The organism is Sulfurospirillum sp. UCH001, from assembly GCF_001548035.1.
Classification (GTDB): domain Bacteria; phylum Campylobacterota; class Campylobacteria; order Campylobacterales; family Sulfurospirillaceae; genus Sulfurospirillum.
Map to the genome: position 1 here is coordinate 1,340,484 of NZ_AP014723.1, position 16,816 is coordinate 1,357,299.

Here is a 16,816-nt window from a genome sequence, read left to right on the forward strand (position 1 = left end):
GCAAGTTTAAATATTCTTTTGATAGAATGAGCGTTAAATCCTGAGGATGGGGTATGCGAGTCGATAAATTTTTAAACAGTGTCAATATTACAAAACGTCGAGCAGTGTCAGAAGATATGTGCAAAAATGGCGTAGTAAGTATCAATGGTGTGGTAGCTAAGCCCTCTAAAGATGTCAAAGTTGGCGATATTATTACTATTCAGTATCTTGAAAAAGCAGTTAAATACGAGGTTTTACAAATTCCTGTAACCAAAACCATTCCAAAAACAAAACAAAATGAATACACAAGGGAAGTTTGATGAATTACCAAGATGCCTATAAACAGTTTAACGCGCTCTTTGAAAATGAGCTAAGCGTTGAAGAAGCAGCACAATTTTTAGTAGAACTCTATGAGCGGGGAGAGAGTTTTGAAGAAATTGCAGCAGCTGCAAAAGTTATGCGTGAACATAGTGTTAAGCTTGATATTCCAGAGCAATTAAAAGAAGAAATTATTGATATTGTAGGCACAGGTGGCGATAAAAGTGGTACATTTAATATTTCGACAACAACATCTATCGTTTTAGCATCTCTTGGTTGTAAAGTTGCCAAACATGGTAGCGGCTCAGCAACATCACTTTCTGGTAGTGCGGATGTCTTAAAAACATTGGGGTTAAATCTTATGTTAACACCAGATAAGCAGATCAAAATGCTTGAAGAGTGTGGTTTTGTTTTTATGTTTGCCATGAACCATCACCCATGTATGAAGCATATTATGCCTATTCGAAAAAGCCTTCCTCATCGTACTATTTTTAATATGTTGGGACCTCTTGCAAATCCAGCAGGGGCACAAAAACAGATGGTAGGTGTTTTTCATGTAGATTACATTGAACGCTTTAGTAAAGCTTTACGTGAACTTGGAACAACAAAAAGTATGGTCTTAAGCTCACTTGATGGACTCGATGAAGTTAGTATTTGTTCACCTACACGTTTTACAATGATTGAAAAACAAACCATGACTGATGGTGAAATTGATCCTCAAGCATATGGTTTTAAACTCGCTCCTCTTGAAGCGATAAAAGGTGGCGATAGTATTCAAAATGCTGAAATAACACGTGCGATTTTGCGAGGCGATGAGAAAGGTGCAAAATTGGATGTTGTCCTTTTAAATGGTGCATTAGCACTTATCATTGATGGCAAAGCAAGAGATATGCAAGATGGTATAGCAATGATGAAAGAAGCTATTGAAAGTAAAAAGGCTTGGGATAAGCTTGGCGAGATTATCAAGCTTTCGTACCTTATATGAGTAAAAGCTATGAAAAAGTGTGCGATTTAGCACACTTAGATGCCTTTGCAGAAGAAATCAAACGCGAACTTGGTCATTCTGGTGTACTTCTTTTACGAGGTAATCTAGCCAGTGGTAAAACAGCCTTTGTAAAGGCTTTCGCAAAAGTTCTCGACATAAAAGAATCGATATCTTCGCCAACTTTTTCAATTTTACATGAATATGAAGGCAAGCTATTTCATTATGATATCTATCAATGTGGAACAGATGGTTTTTTAAAAAGTGGACTTATTGAAAAATTAGACGTAGATGGGTATCATCTGATTGAATGGGGAGAAAGCGAATTTGAAAAACTCTTGCATCATTTTGGTATAGCTTACAGTACAATAGACATAGAAACAATGGATTTAAAACGCAAATACAAGGTTCATATTAATGCATACGCTTAAAGTTCAAGAATTACAAAAAGTTATTAAAAAAACTGAGATTATTAAAGGCGTTTCACTGAGTGTGCAAAGTGGTGAAGTCGTCGGTCTTTTAGGACCAAATGGTGCTGGTAAAACAACAATGTTTTATATGATTTGTGGACTTATTTCACCAAGTGCTGGTGCAGTCTATTTTGACAATCAAGATGTCACGCAAATACCTTTGCATGTGAGAGCAAAATTGGGTATTGGTTATCTTCCTCAAGAATCAAGCATCTTTAAAGATCTAAGCGTTGAAGAAAACATTATGCTTGCTGCTGAAATTGTTTATCCTAACAAAGAAGATGCGATGAATCGTGTTGAAGAGCTTCTTAATCTTCTCAATATCGAGCCTATTCGCAAGCGTAATGGCGTAAGCCTCAGTGGAGGGGAGCGACGTCGTTGTGAAATTGCACGTTCACTTGTTTTGCAGCCTAAATTTCTTCTTTTAGATGAACCTTTTGCAGGTGTTGATCCTATTGCAGTTTCTGATATTCAAAGTATTGTTCAAGAACTTGCAAAGCTCGATATTGGTGTTTTAATTACAGACCACAATGTTAGAGAAACATTGGCAATTTGTGATAGAGCTTATGTTTTAAAAGATGGTGCATTACTTGCGAGTGGTAGTAGTAGCGAAGTTGCGGAAAATAAACTGGTCAAAACCTATTATCTTGGCGAAGATTTTAGATTTTAATTATAGGGGAGAGGGTTTTTGAAACTTAGAGTTTCTGGCACACAAACAACCAAACAAAAGTTCTCCTCAACACTTCGAGGTTGGCTTCCTATACTTCAAGCTAACCTCGATACTTTGGTAGAAACGCTTGAACCTTTTGTACAGGAAAATCCTTTTATTAGCGTCAAATCGGGCTCTGAAACACCTGATAAACGTTTTGAAAAGAAAAGCTTTTTTTCAGAAGTTGCCAAAGCATCAGTTTCAGATACCATTGAAGCACTGACACTTGATAAAAAATCTCTTTTTCAAACTTTGCATGAACAGATCAATCCACCTCTTTTTCCTACAGAAAAATCCCAACGAATTGCATATGAAATTATTGAGAACATTAACTCTGAAGGTTATTTTGAAGCTGCTTCTTTAGTTGAAATTGCAAAAAAACTTGCAGTTTCAACTGAGGAAGTCGAAAAGATAAGACAACGTTTTGCGTATCTTGATCCTTTAGGCATCGGCGCATTAGATATCAAAGAAACTTTTTTATTTCAATTACAAGACCTCTCTTTAGAAGACACGCTTTATGCAATGGTTGAGAAGCTAATTATCAATTTTGAAGCTATTGAATCATTCAGTAAAGAGCCTCTTTTTCATGAAGCACTGAGTGTCATAAAACGTTTTCGCAACCCTCCAGCCATTGACTTTTTAGAAGATGAAAAAGAAGTGATTCCAGATATTTTCATCTATGATTTGGCAGGTGCTATTGAAGTCAGACTCAATGATGCTTACTACCCTGAAGTCATCCTCGATACGGAAGGACTCGATGAAAATCATAGTTTTGTTTCTCAAAAAATAAAAGATGCGAAAGATCTGATCGATGCTCTTGAAATGCGAAAAGCGACTCTTTATAAAATTGGATTAATGATTGTAGAGTACCAGTATGACTTTTTCTTTGGTAAAGCTATCAAACCTATGAAGCTAAAAGATTTAGCAGATGACTTAGGACGTAATCCTTCAACTATCTCACGAGCCATTGCAGGTAAATATCTTTCATGTTCACGTGGAGTTATTCCTTTAAAACAGTTCTTTGCAACTGCAGTCGAAGAAGACATCTCGAATAGTGCCATTAAAGAGTACATGCTTGAGTTGGTGAAAAATGAAAGTAAAATAAAACCACTCAGCGATATAAAACTTTTAGAACTTATTGAAAAAAAATTTAACATCAAAATGGTTCGTCGAACCATTACAAAATACCGTCAACAGTTCAATATAGCAAGTTCATCTGAACGGAAAAAACTCTATACTTTAAAATTCTAAGCGATTTGAACATCTGCATGCTTGAAATGCATTTTGAGCATTTCATAGGCATTTTGAACTTCTTGGAATTTTGCTACATATTTAACGTGCAAGTCACCATCGTATAAACCACAGCTATCAGGATGGTATTTTTTAACAAGGGATAGATAATTTCTACGAATAATTTCAAATGAGTCTTCAACTTTACACCCTAAAATCCCAAAATACTCCTCAAGAAGTGAGAATAGGGCGTTGTGACGGCTTCGTTTTGCTCGTTTTGCTACAAAACTTTTTTTGTATGCTAGTAAATCTTCTTGAATATAGGAAAATTCTACAAAACAACCAAATAGCTCTTTTTGATCCAATAATTTTTCTAAAAGACGAACCGTAATATCAGAATTTGGATAAAGAGTGATTGTGCCGTTTTTTGGACGAATTCTTACTAAATGGTCTTTAAAATAACTTTTAAGATAAGATGCAAACAACGTGTTGTGCGAACCCATATTGAAAATAACAGCATAATTGTCTTCAATAGAAAGGTTAATATTCATTTTTTGAAGAACTTGATTGGATTTTAAAAGGGATATTTTGATGCTCTTGTCAATCGCGTTTTCAATGATATGTGCTTGCTCAGTATTGCCTGTTTTGCGAAGATATATTTTACTAATCAATTTTAAAAAATAACGGCGTTGAACTACCTCGTCTTGTTCTTTAAAGATGATCATTTTTTCTTTACGTCCGATTTTCTTTTGGAAGTTTTTATCGGCAATATTTTGTAAATAATAAAATGTTTTAGAGTCTTCTTGTATCGTTATGGCAAGCATGTCATGAGAAAGTGAAAGGTGCATCAATTCATCCTTTTGTATCAAGTTATTAACTTTAAAGCAAAAAGAATTCCAATTTTAGAAAGTCATATCCAAATAGCATCTTCATCTAAGTTTGGATAACCTTGTAGTATTTGATATGGCTGGTAAGAGGCTTTGTATTTGAGGCTTTGACAATGTTCCACATAATAACCCAAATAAATCCAATCAAGGTCATACTCTTTTGCTAAAATGATTTGCTCATAAATAGAGAGTCTACCAAGAGAGAGCTTTTCAAAATCAGGGTCATAGAAAAAATAAATTGAAGAGATACCATCACTTAAAAAATCAATCAAATCAACACCAATGAGCCTATCTCCATGAAAATAGAGCACTTCTTTACCAAAATTATGTGCACCACTAACATAAAGCTCATGATAGCTTTGTGGCTTAAGGTTGTAATATTGCCAACCTCGCTTTTGTTCCATAAAGCGATGGTATTTGTCATAAAGTTCTAAATGTTCATTGCTGATGGTAGGGGACTGAATGACATAGCGCAATCCCTCAGCTTTTTTAAATGCTCTTTTTGCAGAGCGAGAAAAATCATAATTTTTTACATCGATTCGTAAACTAAGACAGGATGTACATTTTTGACATTGTGGGCGAGAATAGTAGTGCCCAAAACGTCTCCATCCTCTTTCAACTAGTGCTTGATTGAGTTCCATTGTTGCATTTTCAATGTATTTATACTCCATACGTGTTCTACAACCATCAAGATAAGAACATTTGGTTTCTAATGTTGAGAATTCAATCATGCGTGAAAAAGAAGTCATGGTTTAGTGTAGTTTTTTAACTCCAGAATTTTGCATAAATTTTTCAAATTGCTCGTGCAGTTTTTTTTCTTTCTCTTTTTTTTGCTCTTCTAGAAGTTTTTCTTTATTGTTGTGTTCATCTTGGTTCATTTTTTCTTTAAGAGATTTAAGATCATCAAATAGATTGCTTTGCATTAAATGCCTTTTCATGTAAATAATAAATAAGGTCGGATTATAGCAAAATTTATTACAAACAAGATTAGTTAAGATGGTTATATCTAGATATTTTTAGGATAAAAAAGAAGTGTGGTACCTGAGGCCGGACTCGAACCGGCACATGTCTCCATACTAGATTTTGAGTCTAGCGCGTCTACCAATTTCACCACTCAGGCACTATAAATTAAGAGTTGGAATTATACAAAAAAAAGCTTAAACATCAGTAAAACTGAATGTCTAAGCTTTTCGAGGTGAAGAAATTATGCTTTTGCTACAGCATCTTTAAGTTTTTTACCAACTTTAAATTTAACAGCTGTTGTTTTTGCAACGTCTACGACTCTGTTTGTACCAGGAACTCTAGCTTTTCTAGCAGCTCTTGTTGCAGTACTGAATGTACCAAAACCGATAAAGCTTACATCTTTGCCAGCAACTAGTGCTTCGCTGATTGCTTCTAAAGCTGCATCAACAGCTTTTTGACTATCTTTCTTTGAAAGACCAGCTTTCTCAGAGACTGCTTGGATAAATTCCGCTTTTTTCATTGCTCATTCCTTAAAATAAAGTGTTTGTGCGAGGATTGTACAATTTTTTTTAAAAAAAGACAATAATATTTTTTAAAAAGTTAAAGAATATTCCCCAAAAGACGATATTTTGCACAAGGAATTAAAATTGCTTGTACTTGAAGAATGAAAATTAATGGAGTAGATTATGAGAATTACAAATTCACTTTTATTCAACACATCAATTCGTAATTATAGAAACGCAACAGAAAGAATGTATAGCGTTAATCAACAAATTGATACTAAATTGAAAATACAAAATAGCTATGAGAATACAAGTGTATATATAGATGCTATGCGCCTAAATAATGAAATTGAAACTTTGCAACAATCTTCTGATAGCAGCTCTAAAGCTAAAACTTTTGCTGACAATACAGATACAGCATTAACGAGTTTCAGTGAAAAACTAGATCAATTTAAATCTAAACTCAATCAAGCATCTACTTCTTCAAATTCTCCAACAAGTTTACAAGCGCTTGCAAATGATATGCAAGGAATTAGAGATTATTTAGTCAATTTAGCCAATACTTCCATCAATGGTCAGTTTTTATTTTCAGGTTCTGCACTATCTCAAAAACCAGTTAATAGCGATGGAACATATAATGGTAATGCAGAGAGTCTGACTGCTATGGTAGGCTCAGGTGTTGAATTACCTTATAATATCTCTGGACAATCTCTTTTCTTAGGTAAAGATACAGATTATAATAGAATAGTATCTACCAATGTGACTATGTATAATCAATCAAAATTAAATCCTTCAATTATGACTGCCGATCAAAATGCAACTTCATCGAAAGTCTTTTTAAAAGATACAGATACGATTAGAGACCTCGTTGGTGATAAAAACAATGTTAGCACTGATGACCCTAAAGCTGTGTTCTATCTTTCTGGTAAGAAGAGTGATGGAAAAACATTTTCAACTACTATCGAAATGGATACTAGCTCAAAAGTCTCAGATTTGCTACAAAGTATAGGCAATGCATATGGCAATACAGCCACCAATAAACTTGTTGATGTAAGCATGAACGCACGTGGGCAGATAGAAGTTAAAGACTTGAAATCTGGCAATCAACTTTTAGAAATGAATATTTTTGGCGCTGTTGATAGAAGTGCTCTTCCTGGCACAACGGGTAATGCAAAACAAATCATGAACGTAGATAATTTATTGACAAAACCCAATATTGATATTATTGCCTTTAATAAAAGCAATTACGAAACAACGGCTTCAAACTCAGATTTGACGATGCGATCAGTAGGTTTATCAGCAGGTACGTTTGCTATAGATTTTCCTTTACAAAATGTATCCAATTCAAACATGACATCAACAACACTTTTAAGCGGTATTTTCCCCTCAGATGTTGATCATTTAGACTTTGGAGCAACATCTTTTTCTATAGCAGGAAAAACTGTACAAGATTTAATGACAGCGATTGAAACAGAATATGGACTTGGTGCAGGTAATGTTACATTATCTGGTGGACGTATGTATGTTAATGATCCTACAAATACATTTAGTGCGTCTTTACAACCAAAAAATGTGAATAATGCGATTGCTCATGGTGAAGCACTGCCTGATGCAATGAATTATTCAAGAAGAGGCTTTGAAAAAGATGGCAATACCCTAACAGGTAATGTATCACAAGTCGTTAAAAGTACCAGTGATTTTGCGACAGCAAGTACAAAACTTGTTGATGTTGCAGGTGTTGATAGTTTAAATGGTAAACAAATGGTTCTTAATTATACAGATAAAAACGGTAACAAAAGAACAGGCACTCTAAATCTTGATACAACGAATACAACATTTTCTATTGATTTAGATGGTGATGGAAATACAACAGATCCAAACGAGACATTCTCTATCTACAATGGTAGTGGTGATCCTTTGAATTTAAATACAACTGCTGATAATATGACATATCAACAACTTAACGATCTAATCAGTATGGCAACATCTGGTACCTTACCAAAGCAGGGTGTTTCAACAACAGCTCAAACAGCGATTAATAACGCCATCGCTTTTGGTGTTGCTGGTAATGCTGCTAATCTTGCAACACAAACAGCACTAGCGAAAACAGGTGTCTCAACTGAAACAGCAAGCTATATTCAAAAGGCTATTGATGCGGGTATTATACGCGATAATCCTGCTTCATCTGCTGCACAAGTTGCGCAAGCAACACTTGATTATAACAATGCGATTGGTAATGCCAACCTTGCAGAATATAATTATGCTGTTAGTACCGCAAAGAATAGTGTTGAAGTGAATTTAGATTATCAAGGGAAAATGACAATTAAAGATAAAACAGCGTCTGAGTCAAAAATTGACTTTACGATGTATGATGCAAGTGCGACTAATTTTACAGGTGTTGGAAGTACAGCACTGACATTCATGGCAAATAATTCTGTTACGATTTCTAATCCATCTATTGATATGTTTAAACAATTGGATGAAATGATAGCAGCGGTTCGTTCTGGTAACTTCCGTATGGATTCAACATCAGATGATCCTCGTAATATTGGTATGCAAAATGCCATTACTCAACTTGATCATATCGCAGATCATGTTACAAAGGCTCAAACTAAGATTGGTGCGCTTACCAATGCACTAAGTGATGCTAATACCAGATCTGAAATGCTTAGTGTAAATGTAAAGACTGTTCAAAACAGTGTTATTGGAGTTGATACGGCAGAAGCATATTTAGAATTGCAGTCACTTCAGACATCATATCAAGCGATGTTATCGACAATGGCGTCTATTAATAAAATGTCTCTTTTAGATTACATGTAATAATCTGTTATAATATCAACTCTATTATTACATGTAAAGGATCTGCTATCTTAAAAGAGACTCTTTTTATTATTTTTATTGCTATTGCACTTTTCTTAGGCGTAGCAACCATTTTACCAGATGCTTCCGTTGTCGGAAAATTTGGCGCATTTCTTGGAAAATCAAATCAACATGTGTTTGGTTACGTAGCTTTTTTGTATCCATTTGTATTGATCTTACCAGCTTTTGCTCTTTATAAAGAGAGCACACTAACAGAGCGTCGTATTGGTGTTTTCCTTGCATCTATGATACTTCTCTTTAGCTTTTTAATGGCACAGTCAATTATTGTAAAGAGTGAATTAAGTGGCTCTTTTGGTCGTTCAATTGTTGATATGCTCATTGCATCGATTGGTATTATGGGTGTTTGGCTCTTTATAGTGGCTATTTTTCTGCTTTCTATGACACTACTTGTCGAATCAAGTATCAGTGATTTTTTAACCCTTATTAAACCGACTTTTACAAAAACAAAAATCAAAGAGTACAAAGCTGAAGTTGAAGAAAATGAAAGTCCAAGCCCTATTATTGGAGAGAAAAAACAAAAGAGTGTTAAAAAACAAAGTAGTGTAGTTGAAGAAAAGAGGGTGTTAGATGATGACACTCCTGATGAGAACCCTGCTATTCTTGAACCGCTTTATCCTGAGCAAAAAGAGACTAAAAAGCCACTCGTACGATTAAAAAATGCACAAAAAGTTGAGATATTAAGTGAAGTTGCAGAAAATACTAAACTACTCTCAGAAATTGACCAAGGTGAATGTGACAAGCCAAAAGATTTCAAACTTCCACCACTGACATTTTTGGCAAATCCTCCAACAAAATCAGTTCATGTCAATGAAAATGAGATCGACCAAAAAATTCAAGATTTACTCGAAAAACTACGTCGATTCAAAATCGAAGGCGATGTCGTACGTACCTATTCAGGTCCTGTTGTTACAACGTTTGAGTTTAAGCCAGCACCACATGTTAAAGTTTCGCGTATTTTAACCTTACAAGATGACCTCGCGATGGCGCTCAAAGCGAAAACAATTCGTATTCAAGCACCCATTCCTGGTAAAGATGTTGTAGGTATAGAAGTTCCAAATCAAAAAATAGAAACCATTTATCTCAAAGAAATTTTAGAAAGCGAAATTTTCAAAAAATCATCTTCGCCTCTAACTATTGCCCTTGGTAAGGACATTGTAGGCAATGCCTTTGTTACTGACCTTAAAAAACTTCCACATCTATTGGTTGCTGGAACAACAGGTAGCGGTAAGAGCGTTGGTATCAATGCGATGTTACTCTCTCTTTTATACCGCAACTCACCTGATACATTACGCTTTTTAATGATCGATCCAAAGATGTTAGAGTTTTCAATTTACAATGACATCCCACACCTTTTAACACCAGTTATTACAAAACCAAAGCAAGCGATTGTCGCACTTGCAAACATGGTAGGTGAGATGGAGCGACGTTACCAGATGATGAGTCGTTCAAAAACTAAAAATATTGAAAATTACAATGAAAAAGCAAAAAGTATTGGTGTTGATCCGCTGCCGTATATTGTCATTATTATTGATGAATTAGCAGACCTTATGATGACCAGTGGTAAAGATGTTGAATTTTACATCGCACGTCTTGCTCAAATGGCACGAGCGAGTGGAATTCACATCGTAGTAGCTACACAAAGGCCTTCGGTTGATGTTGTAACTGGTCTTATTAAAGCAAACTTACCTTCTCGTATTAGTTTTAAAGTAGGGCAAAAAATTGACTCAAAAGTCATTTTGGATGCTATGGGAGCTGATTCTTTACTTGGAAATGGCGATATGCTTTTCACGCCTCCAGGCACTTCTGGGCTCATTCGTTTACATGCTCCGTACACCTCTGAAGATGAGATTGACAAGGTGGTTGAATACCTCAAGAAACAGCGCCCTGTCGTATATGACGAGAGTTTCTTGAAAGAGAGTGAAGAAGGTTTTTCAGCCTCTTCAAGTGGTAAAGATAGTGGCGATTTGGATGAGCTTTTTGAGGACGCAAAAGCCATTGTCCTTAATGAAAGAAAGAGCTCAATTTCTTATATTCAAAGAAGATTGAATATTGGCTATAATAGGGCAGCGACGATTGTCGAGCAACTGGAGGCTATGGGAATACTCTCTTCTCAAAACGCTAAAGGGCAGCGTGAGATCATCGTATAAACTTACCAACTATAAGGAGTCAGTCACAATGAGTTTTTTCCAAGCATATGAAGCAGAAGTGAATGAAAGAGCAAAGTTAGGTGTTCCTCCTTTACCTCTTGATGCGAAAAAAACAGCAGAGGTAGTAGAGCTTTTGAAGAAAGAAGAGGGTGATCAAGCCTTTTTAAAAGACTTATTGGCAAATCGTGTTCCACCCGGTGTGGATGAAGCAGCCTATGTAAAAGCAGCTTTTTTAAATGATGTAGCACAGAAAAAAGTGACCTGTAAAGCTATAAGCCCTGTTTATGCGATAGAGCTTTTAGGAACGATGTTTGGTGGCTACAATGTTCAGCCGCTTGTAGATGCTCTTAGCTCAAATGATGATTCAGTAGCTCGTGCTGCATGTAATGCACTTAAAAATATTGTCCTTGTTTATGGCTCATTTAATGATATTGAAACCTTAGCAAAAACCAATGGTTATGCTAAAGAAGTGATGACTTCTTGGGCGAATGCAGAGTGGTTTACAACAAAGCCTTCTATGCCAGAAAAAATCACGGTAGCTGTTTTAAAAGTAGCAGGTGAGACCAATACAGATGACTTAAGCCCCGCAAGTGAAGCATTTACCAGAAGTGATATCCCACTGCATGCCAATGCTATGCTTGTCAAAAGACTTCCTGGCTCCATTGAAAAAATCAAGGAATTGATTGCTAAAGGATATGAAGTTGCTTATGTTGGTGATGTTGTAGGAACTGGTAGTAGCCGAAAATCGGGCATTAACTCAATCCAATGGTTTATGGGACGTGAAATTCCTAATGTACCAAACAAAAAAACAGGTGGATTGATTTTAGGATCAACCATTGCTCCTATTTTCTTCAACACAGCAGAAGATAGTGGAGCACTTCCTATTGAAGTAAATGTTGAAGGTTTGGAAACAGGAGATATTATCGATGTTTATCCACTGGCTGGAAAAATTGAAAAAAATGGCAAAGTTGTTGCAACATTTAAACTCTCTCCAAACACATTAGCTGATGAGTACCGTGCTGGTGGTCGTATTCCTCTTATTATTGGTCGTGGTTTGACTACCAAAGCTAGAGCAAGTCTAGGCATGGGCGCAGAGAACATTTTTGCTAAACCAGAACAACCAGAAGAACAAAAAGGTGTTGGTTATACGCTTGCACAAAAGATGGTAGGTCGTGCGTGTGGTGTTGAAGGTGTGCGTGCAGGTATGTACGTTGAGCCTCATACATTAACCGTTGGTAGCCAAGATACAACAGGACCAATGACTAGAGATGAGATCAAAGAGCTTGCAGCCCTAGGTTTTAGCGCAGATCTTGTGATGCAAAGTTTCTGTCATACGGCAGCGTATCCAAAACCGAGCGATGTTAAATTACACCATACATTGCCTTCATTTATAACATCTCGTTCAGGTGTAAGCCTTAGAGCGGGTGATGGCGTCATCCACTCTTGGTTAAATAGAATGGTTCTTCCTGATACTGTTGGAACAGGAGGCGATAGCCATACACGTTTCCCTATTGGTATCTCTTTCCCTGCTGGTTCTGGACTGGTTGCGTTTGCGGCAGTTACAGGAAGTATGCCTCTTAATATGCCAGAATCTGTTTTGGTACGTTTTAAAGGCGAAATGCAACCAGGTATCACACTTCGTGACTTGGTAAATGCGATTCCATACTATGCCATCAAAAAAGGGCTACTGACTGTTCCTAAGAAAAATAAAAAGAACATTTTTGCAGGGAAAATTCTTGAAATTGAAGGACTTCCAAAACTTAAAGTTGAACAAGCGTTTGAGCTTAGTGATGCTTCGGCTGAGAGAAGTGCGGCAGCATGTACTGTAGCACTCGATACAGAACCTGTGATTGAGTATCTTAAATCAAACATTACATTGCTTGAAGCAATGATTAAAGCAGGTTATGCTGATGCTAAAACATTGCAAAGAAGAGCTGATAAAATGAAAGCATGGATTGCAGATCCAAAATTGCTTAAAGCAGACACCAATGCACACTATGCGGAAATTATTGAAATTGATTTGAATGAGATAAAAGAGCCTATTTTAGCGTGTCCAAATGACCCAGATGATGTTGCAACCTTAAGTGAGGTTTTAGCAAACCCTGAGCGTCCTCATAAAATCGATGAAGTGTTTGTAGGAAGCTGTATGACTAACATTGGACATTACCGTGCACTTGGTGAAGTTCTTCAAGGTGAAGGTAAAGTACCAACCACACTTTGGATCGCTCCTCCAACAAAAATGGATAAAGACCAACTTACTGCAGAGGGCTATTATTCTATTTTTGGAACTTCAGGTGCTCGTATTGAAATCCCTGGATGTTCACTTTGTATGGGTAACCAAGCCAATGTAAGAGAAGGTGCAGTTGTATTTTCAACATCAACCAGAAACTTCGATAACCGCATGGGACCAAATTCTAAAGTCTATCTTGGTAGTGCAGAATTAGCAGCACTTTGCGCACTGTTAGGAAGACTCCCAAGCGTTGAAGAATACATGAGTTTAGTACCTAAAAAACTTGCTGGTAAGACAGATAAAGTCTATAAATACCTCAATTTCAATCTTATTGAAAACTACGAACTCGCAAATTAATGCGTTAAAGCCACTCTTATAAAAAGGGTGGCTTTTTTTACTTTAAATATCTAAGGACTCTTTTGATTATCACTAAAAATTGCCTCGTAACCCTTGACTACACTGTTTTTGATACAGAAAATAACCTTTTAGACAGTGGCGCACAACCCCTTATCTACTTACATGGTGGATATGGTGATGTTTTTGAAAAAATCGAAAAAGCGCTGGAAGGGAAAAGTATAGGGGAAAGTATTCATATTCAACTCTCACCAAAAGATGCCTTTGGTGAATACAAACAAGAATTTGTGCTTATCGAAGATCGTAATCAGTTTGAAGATGATTTAGAGGTCGGTCAGAATGTTGAAATGGTTTTTAGTGAAGGCGAAGATGAGGAAATCGTCTTGACATATAGTGTTGTTGAGATTTTAGAAGATAAAGTTATTCTTGATGCTAATCATCCGCTTGCTGGAGTGACAATTATCTTTGATGGTACTGTCATTGGTGTAAGAGAAGCAACAAGCGATGAAATTGAAAAAAGGCTCTTAGCACATGAAGAGCCTTTAGTTGTACAACACAATTAAGAGAGTTTTTCTTCTAAGCTCTCAATGACTTGGTGCATTTTATAGAGTGAATCGGGATTAAGTGAGATAGAGTCTATACCATTTTTCACTAAAAACTCCGTGATTTCAGGGTAATCTGATGGCGCTTGCCCACAAATACCGATGTATTTTCCCCTGCTTTTACACGCGACAATCGCCATTTTCAGCATTTGCGTTACAGCAGGATTTCGTTCATTGAAAATATGTGCAATGAGTCCACTTTCTCTATCAACACCTAAAACAAGTTGTGTAAGGTCGTTTGAACCGATGGAGTATCCATCAAAGACTTTTAAAAACTCATCGGCGATAATGACATTCGCAGGAATTTCACACATAGCGTAGATTTTAAGACCATTTTCCCCTTGAATCAGCCCTTGTTCATTCATAATACGAATGACTTTCTCTCCTTCTTCAGGGGTTCTGACAAAAGGAATCATAATAATGACATTGGTAAGCCCCATGTCATCTCTTACACGTTTGAGAGCTTCACATTCCCACGCATATGCCTCTTTATAACTTTCATCATAGTAACGACTAGCACCACGAAAACCTATCATTGGGTTTTCTTCTTCTGCTTCATAGGCAAATCCACCGGGCATATTGCGGTATTCATTACTTTTAAAATCACTGGTACGAATGATGACAGGTTTAGGATAAAACGCAGCAGCAATCATTCCAACACCTTCACTCAGCTTTTGTAAAAAAAATTCTTTGGCATCGCTGTACGGAGCCATGAAAGAACGAATATTTTCTTCATCTTTGACACGGTTACCTTTATGCATATTAACAAGTGCCATTGGATGGGCATTGATAGAGTGCGTCATAATGAACTCCATGCGCGCAAGTCCTACTCCATCATTGGGCATTTTAGCAAGATGAAAGGCTTCAGCAGGGTTGCCAACATTCATCATTAATTTCGTTTTTGTCTCTTTGAGAGAACTAAGGTCTATGGTTTTACAGCTAAATGCAATCTCGCCATCATAGATATGTCCTTCATCCCCATTGGCACAACTAACAGTAACTTTTTGTGCATTTTTTAGAACTTCTGTAGCATTGCCACATCCTACCACAGCAGGAACACCTATCTCACGTGCAACAATTGCTGCATGACAGGTTCGGCTACCTCTATTGGTGACTACTGCCGAAGCTTTTTTCATGATAGGTTCCCAATCAGGGTTGGTTGTATCTGCGACCAGAACATCACCTGCTTTAAAGAGAGAAAATTCAGAGGTATGATGAATGACTTTAACTTCGCCACTCCCTATTTTATCGCCTACCGCACGACCTGAGGTGAGAAGTTTTAAATCTTTGGTGCTATTTAAAGCATATTTTTCAATGGAAATGTTATTTTGGAGCTTGCTTTGAACGGTTTCTGGGCGTGCTTGCACGATGTAAAGTTTGCCATCAAAGCCATCTTTTGCCCATTCAATGTCCATAGGACGTTTGTAATACTCCTCAATAATCAATGCTTGACGTGCGAGACTCATGACCTCATTATCACTAATAGAAAAACGTTGTTGCTCTTCTGGAGTTGTTGCAACATTAACCGTATGCCCTTCGTCGCTATAGAGCATTTTCTCTTTTTTGCTTCCTAGTGAGCGTTTTAAAATGGTACTGAGTCCTTTTTTGAGTGTAGGTTTAAATACAAAAAATTCATCTGCATTAACTCTACCACTCACCACATTTTCACCAAGCCCCCAAATGGCATTAATCAATATGAGATTTTCAGAGCCACTTTCGGTATCGATGCTGAACATAATACCACTACTGGCTTTGTCACTTCGTACCATTTTTTGAACACCTACGGAGAGGGCTACCTTAAAATGATCAAATCCTCGACTGGTTCTATAACTAATGGCTCGATCTGTAAATAAAGAAGCATAACACTGTTTCACACTTTGTAAGAGTTTTTCAGGTGTTTGAATATTTAAAAAAGTCTCTTGTTGACCCGCAAAACTGGCATCAGGCAAATCCTCTGCCGTGCCTGATGAGCGCACTGCTACATCGCAATTTTCAACACCATACTCTTGTGAAAGCATATGATAAGCACTTTGAAGCTCTTTAATAAGCTCTGCGGGGAGGGTGGAGTTTAAAATAAGTTCACGAATAGCATGTCCACGCTCTTGTAAACTCTTTGTATCAGAAATATCAAGATTTTCTAGAATTTTTTTAATTTTTTCTCTAATACCATTTTCATCAAGTAGCAAATGATACGCTTCACTGGTTGTTGCAAAACCATTTGGAACATGAATGCCTTTTGTCGATAATTTTTGGTACATTTCACCAAGGCTGGCATTTTTGCCACCTACTAAAGGAATGTCGCTAAGATGGAGTTCATTGAAGAAACGAATATAACGCATAATAACCTCCCATAAGAAAAGTTACATCTATGATAGCACAAAAGAGAATCAAGGTAGCTATAAGAGAAAGATTAAATTAGGAGGAAATAAGAAAAAACGAGTACCAAATGGTCGGAGTGACGTGATTCGAACACGCGACCTCTACCACCCCAAGGACCGACGGTTAGGGCATTTGCGAGGTCTTTCGAGGTTTTTAGAAGCTTTGGTTAAGGATGTTTTCGGA

Annotated in this window: 14 protein-coding genes and 1 tRNA gene; 9 read left to right on the top strand and 6 right to left on the bottom strand. The window is 36.7% G+C overall.

Annotated elements, in window-relative coordinates; genetic code table 11:
- Window positions 1–53: 53 nt before the first annotated feature.
- From UCH001_RS06725 to UCH001_RS06745, 5 genes are read left to right on the top strand one after another with little or no spacing between them, the layout of a single operon-like run.
- A complete protein-coding gene (locus tag UCH001_RS06725; RefSeq protein WP_067176009.1) occupies window positions 54–299 on the top strand; it encodes an RNA-binding S4 domain-containing protein in 246 nt (81 codons plus the stop codon).
- Window positions 299–1,282 (top strand): anthranilate phosphoribosyltransferase, encoded by a 984-nt coding sequence (trpD, locus tag UCH001_RS06730; protein WP_067176012.1) that lies wholly within the window; start codon window positions 299–301, stop codon window positions 1,280–1,282. Before UCH001_RS06725 ends, trpD begins: the two co-directional genes overlap by 1 nt.
- Window positions 1,279–1,710, top strand: coding sequence for a tRNA (adenosine(37)-N6)-threonylcarbamoyltransferase complex ATPase subunit type 1 TsaE (gene tsaE, locus UCH001_RS06735; RefSeq protein ID WP_067176015.1), 432 nt, complete (start codon window positions 1,279–1,281; stop codon window positions 1,708–1,710). Before trpD ends, tsaE begins: the two co-directional genes overlap by 4 nt.
- Window positions 1,697–2,419: an LPS export ABC transporter ATP-binding protein gene (gene lptB, locus UCH001_RS06740; RefSeq protein WP_067176018.1), complete on the top strand. Its 723-nt coding sequence runs from the start codon at window positions 1,697–1,699 to the stop codon at window positions 2,417–2,419. The genes tsaE and lptB overlap by 14 nt, the downstream gene beginning before the upstream one ends.
- An 18-nt stretch (window positions 2,420–2,437) precedes the next feature.
- Entirely contained in the window at window positions 2,438–3,709 is a 1,272-nt protein-coding gene (locus tag UCH001_RS06745; protein WP_067176021.1) for an RNA polymerase factor sigma-54, read from the top strand.
- On the opposite strand, the gene UCH001_RS06750 is transcribed toward UCH001_RS06745, so the two are convergent.
- The 5 genes from UCH001_RS06750 to UCH001_RS06765 all read right to left on the bottom strand — a co-directional run bounded on the left by UCH001_RS06750 (window position 3,706) and on the right by UCH001_RS06765 (window position 6,058).
- Window positions 3,706–4,536 carry an adenylosuccinate lyase gene (locus UCH001_RS06750; protein WP_067176024.1) on the bottom strand — a complete coding sequence of 277 codons (831 nt, stop codon included), beginning with the start codon at window positions 4,534–4,536 and terminating at the stop codon, window positions 3,706–3,708. The two genes, UCH001_RS06745 and UCH001_RS06750, sit on opposite strands and share 4 nt — an antisense overlap.
- Window positions 4,537–4,598: 62 nt before the next feature.
- A complete protein-coding gene (locus tag UCH001_RS06755; RefSeq protein WP_145973116.1) occupies window positions 4,599–5,324 on the bottom strand; it encodes an arginyltransferase in 726 nt (241 codons plus the stop codon).
- A gap of 3 nt (window positions 5,325–5,327) precedes the next feature.
- Window positions 5,328–5,498, bottom strand: coding sequence for a hypothetical protein (locus UCH001_RS13260; protein WP_173636815.1), 171 nt, complete (start codon window positions 5,496–5,498; stop codon window positions 5,328–5,330).
- Window positions 5,499–5,610: 112 nt separating this feature from the next.
- Window positions 5,611–5,695, bottom strand: a tRNA-Leu gene (locus UCH001_RS06760).
- Window positions 5,696–5,779: 84 nt separating this feature from the next.
- The gene (locus tag UCH001_RS06765; protein WP_037955478.1) at window positions 5,780–6,058 is read right to left on the bottom strand and encodes an HU family DNA-binding protein; all 279 of its coding nucleotides are present in this window, start codon (window positions 6,056–6,058) and stop codon (window positions 5,780–5,782) included.
- Window positions 6,059–6,290: 232 nt separating this feature from the next.
- Here UCH001_RS06765 and UCH001_RS06770 point away from each other — a divergent pair, with 232 nt between their 5' ends.
- The 4 genes from UCH001_RS06770 to UCH001_RS06785 all read left to right on the top strand — a co-directional run bounded on the left by UCH001_RS06770 (window position 6,291) and on the right by UCH001_RS06785 (window position 14,215).
- Window positions 6,291–8,861, top strand: a complete 2,571-nt coding sequence (locus tag UCH001_RS06770; protein WP_231963908.1) for a flagellin — start codon at window positions 6,291–6,293, stop codon at window positions 8,859–8,861.
- Window positions 8,862–9,034: 173 nt separating this feature from the next.
- Window positions 9,035–11,068, top strand: a complete 2,034-nt coding sequence (locus tag UCH001_RS06775) for a DNA translocase FtsK 4TM domain-containing protein (RefSeq protein ID WP_371258005.1) — start codon at window positions 9,035–9,037, stop codon at window positions 11,066–11,068.
- Between the two features lie 28 nt (window positions 11,069–11,096).
- A complete protein-coding gene (gene acnB / locus UCH001_RS06780; RefSeq protein WP_067176031.1) occupies window positions 11,097–13,655 on the top strand; it encodes a bifunctional aconitate hydratase 2/2-methylisocitrate dehydratase in 2,559 nt (852 codons plus the stop codon).
- Between the two features lie 62 nt (window positions 13,656–13,717).
- Window positions 13,718–14,215 carry a peptidylprolyl isomerase gene (locus tag UCH001_RS06785; RefSeq protein WP_067176034.1) on the top strand — a complete coding sequence of 166 codons (498 nt, stop codon included), beginning with the start codon at window positions 13,718–13,720 and terminating at the stop codon, window positions 14,213–14,215.
- Here UCH001_RS06785 and ppsA read toward each other — a convergent pair.
- Window positions 14,212–16,593, bottom strand: a complete 2,382-nt coding sequence (ppsA, locus tag UCH001_RS06790; RefSeq protein ID WP_067176037.1) for a phosphoenolpyruvate synthase — start codon at window positions 16,591–16,593, stop codon at window positions 14,212–14,214. The two genes, UCH001_RS06785 and ppsA, sit on opposite strands and share 4 nt — an antisense overlap.
- Between the last annotated feature and the right edge of the window lie 223 nt (window positions 16,594–16,816).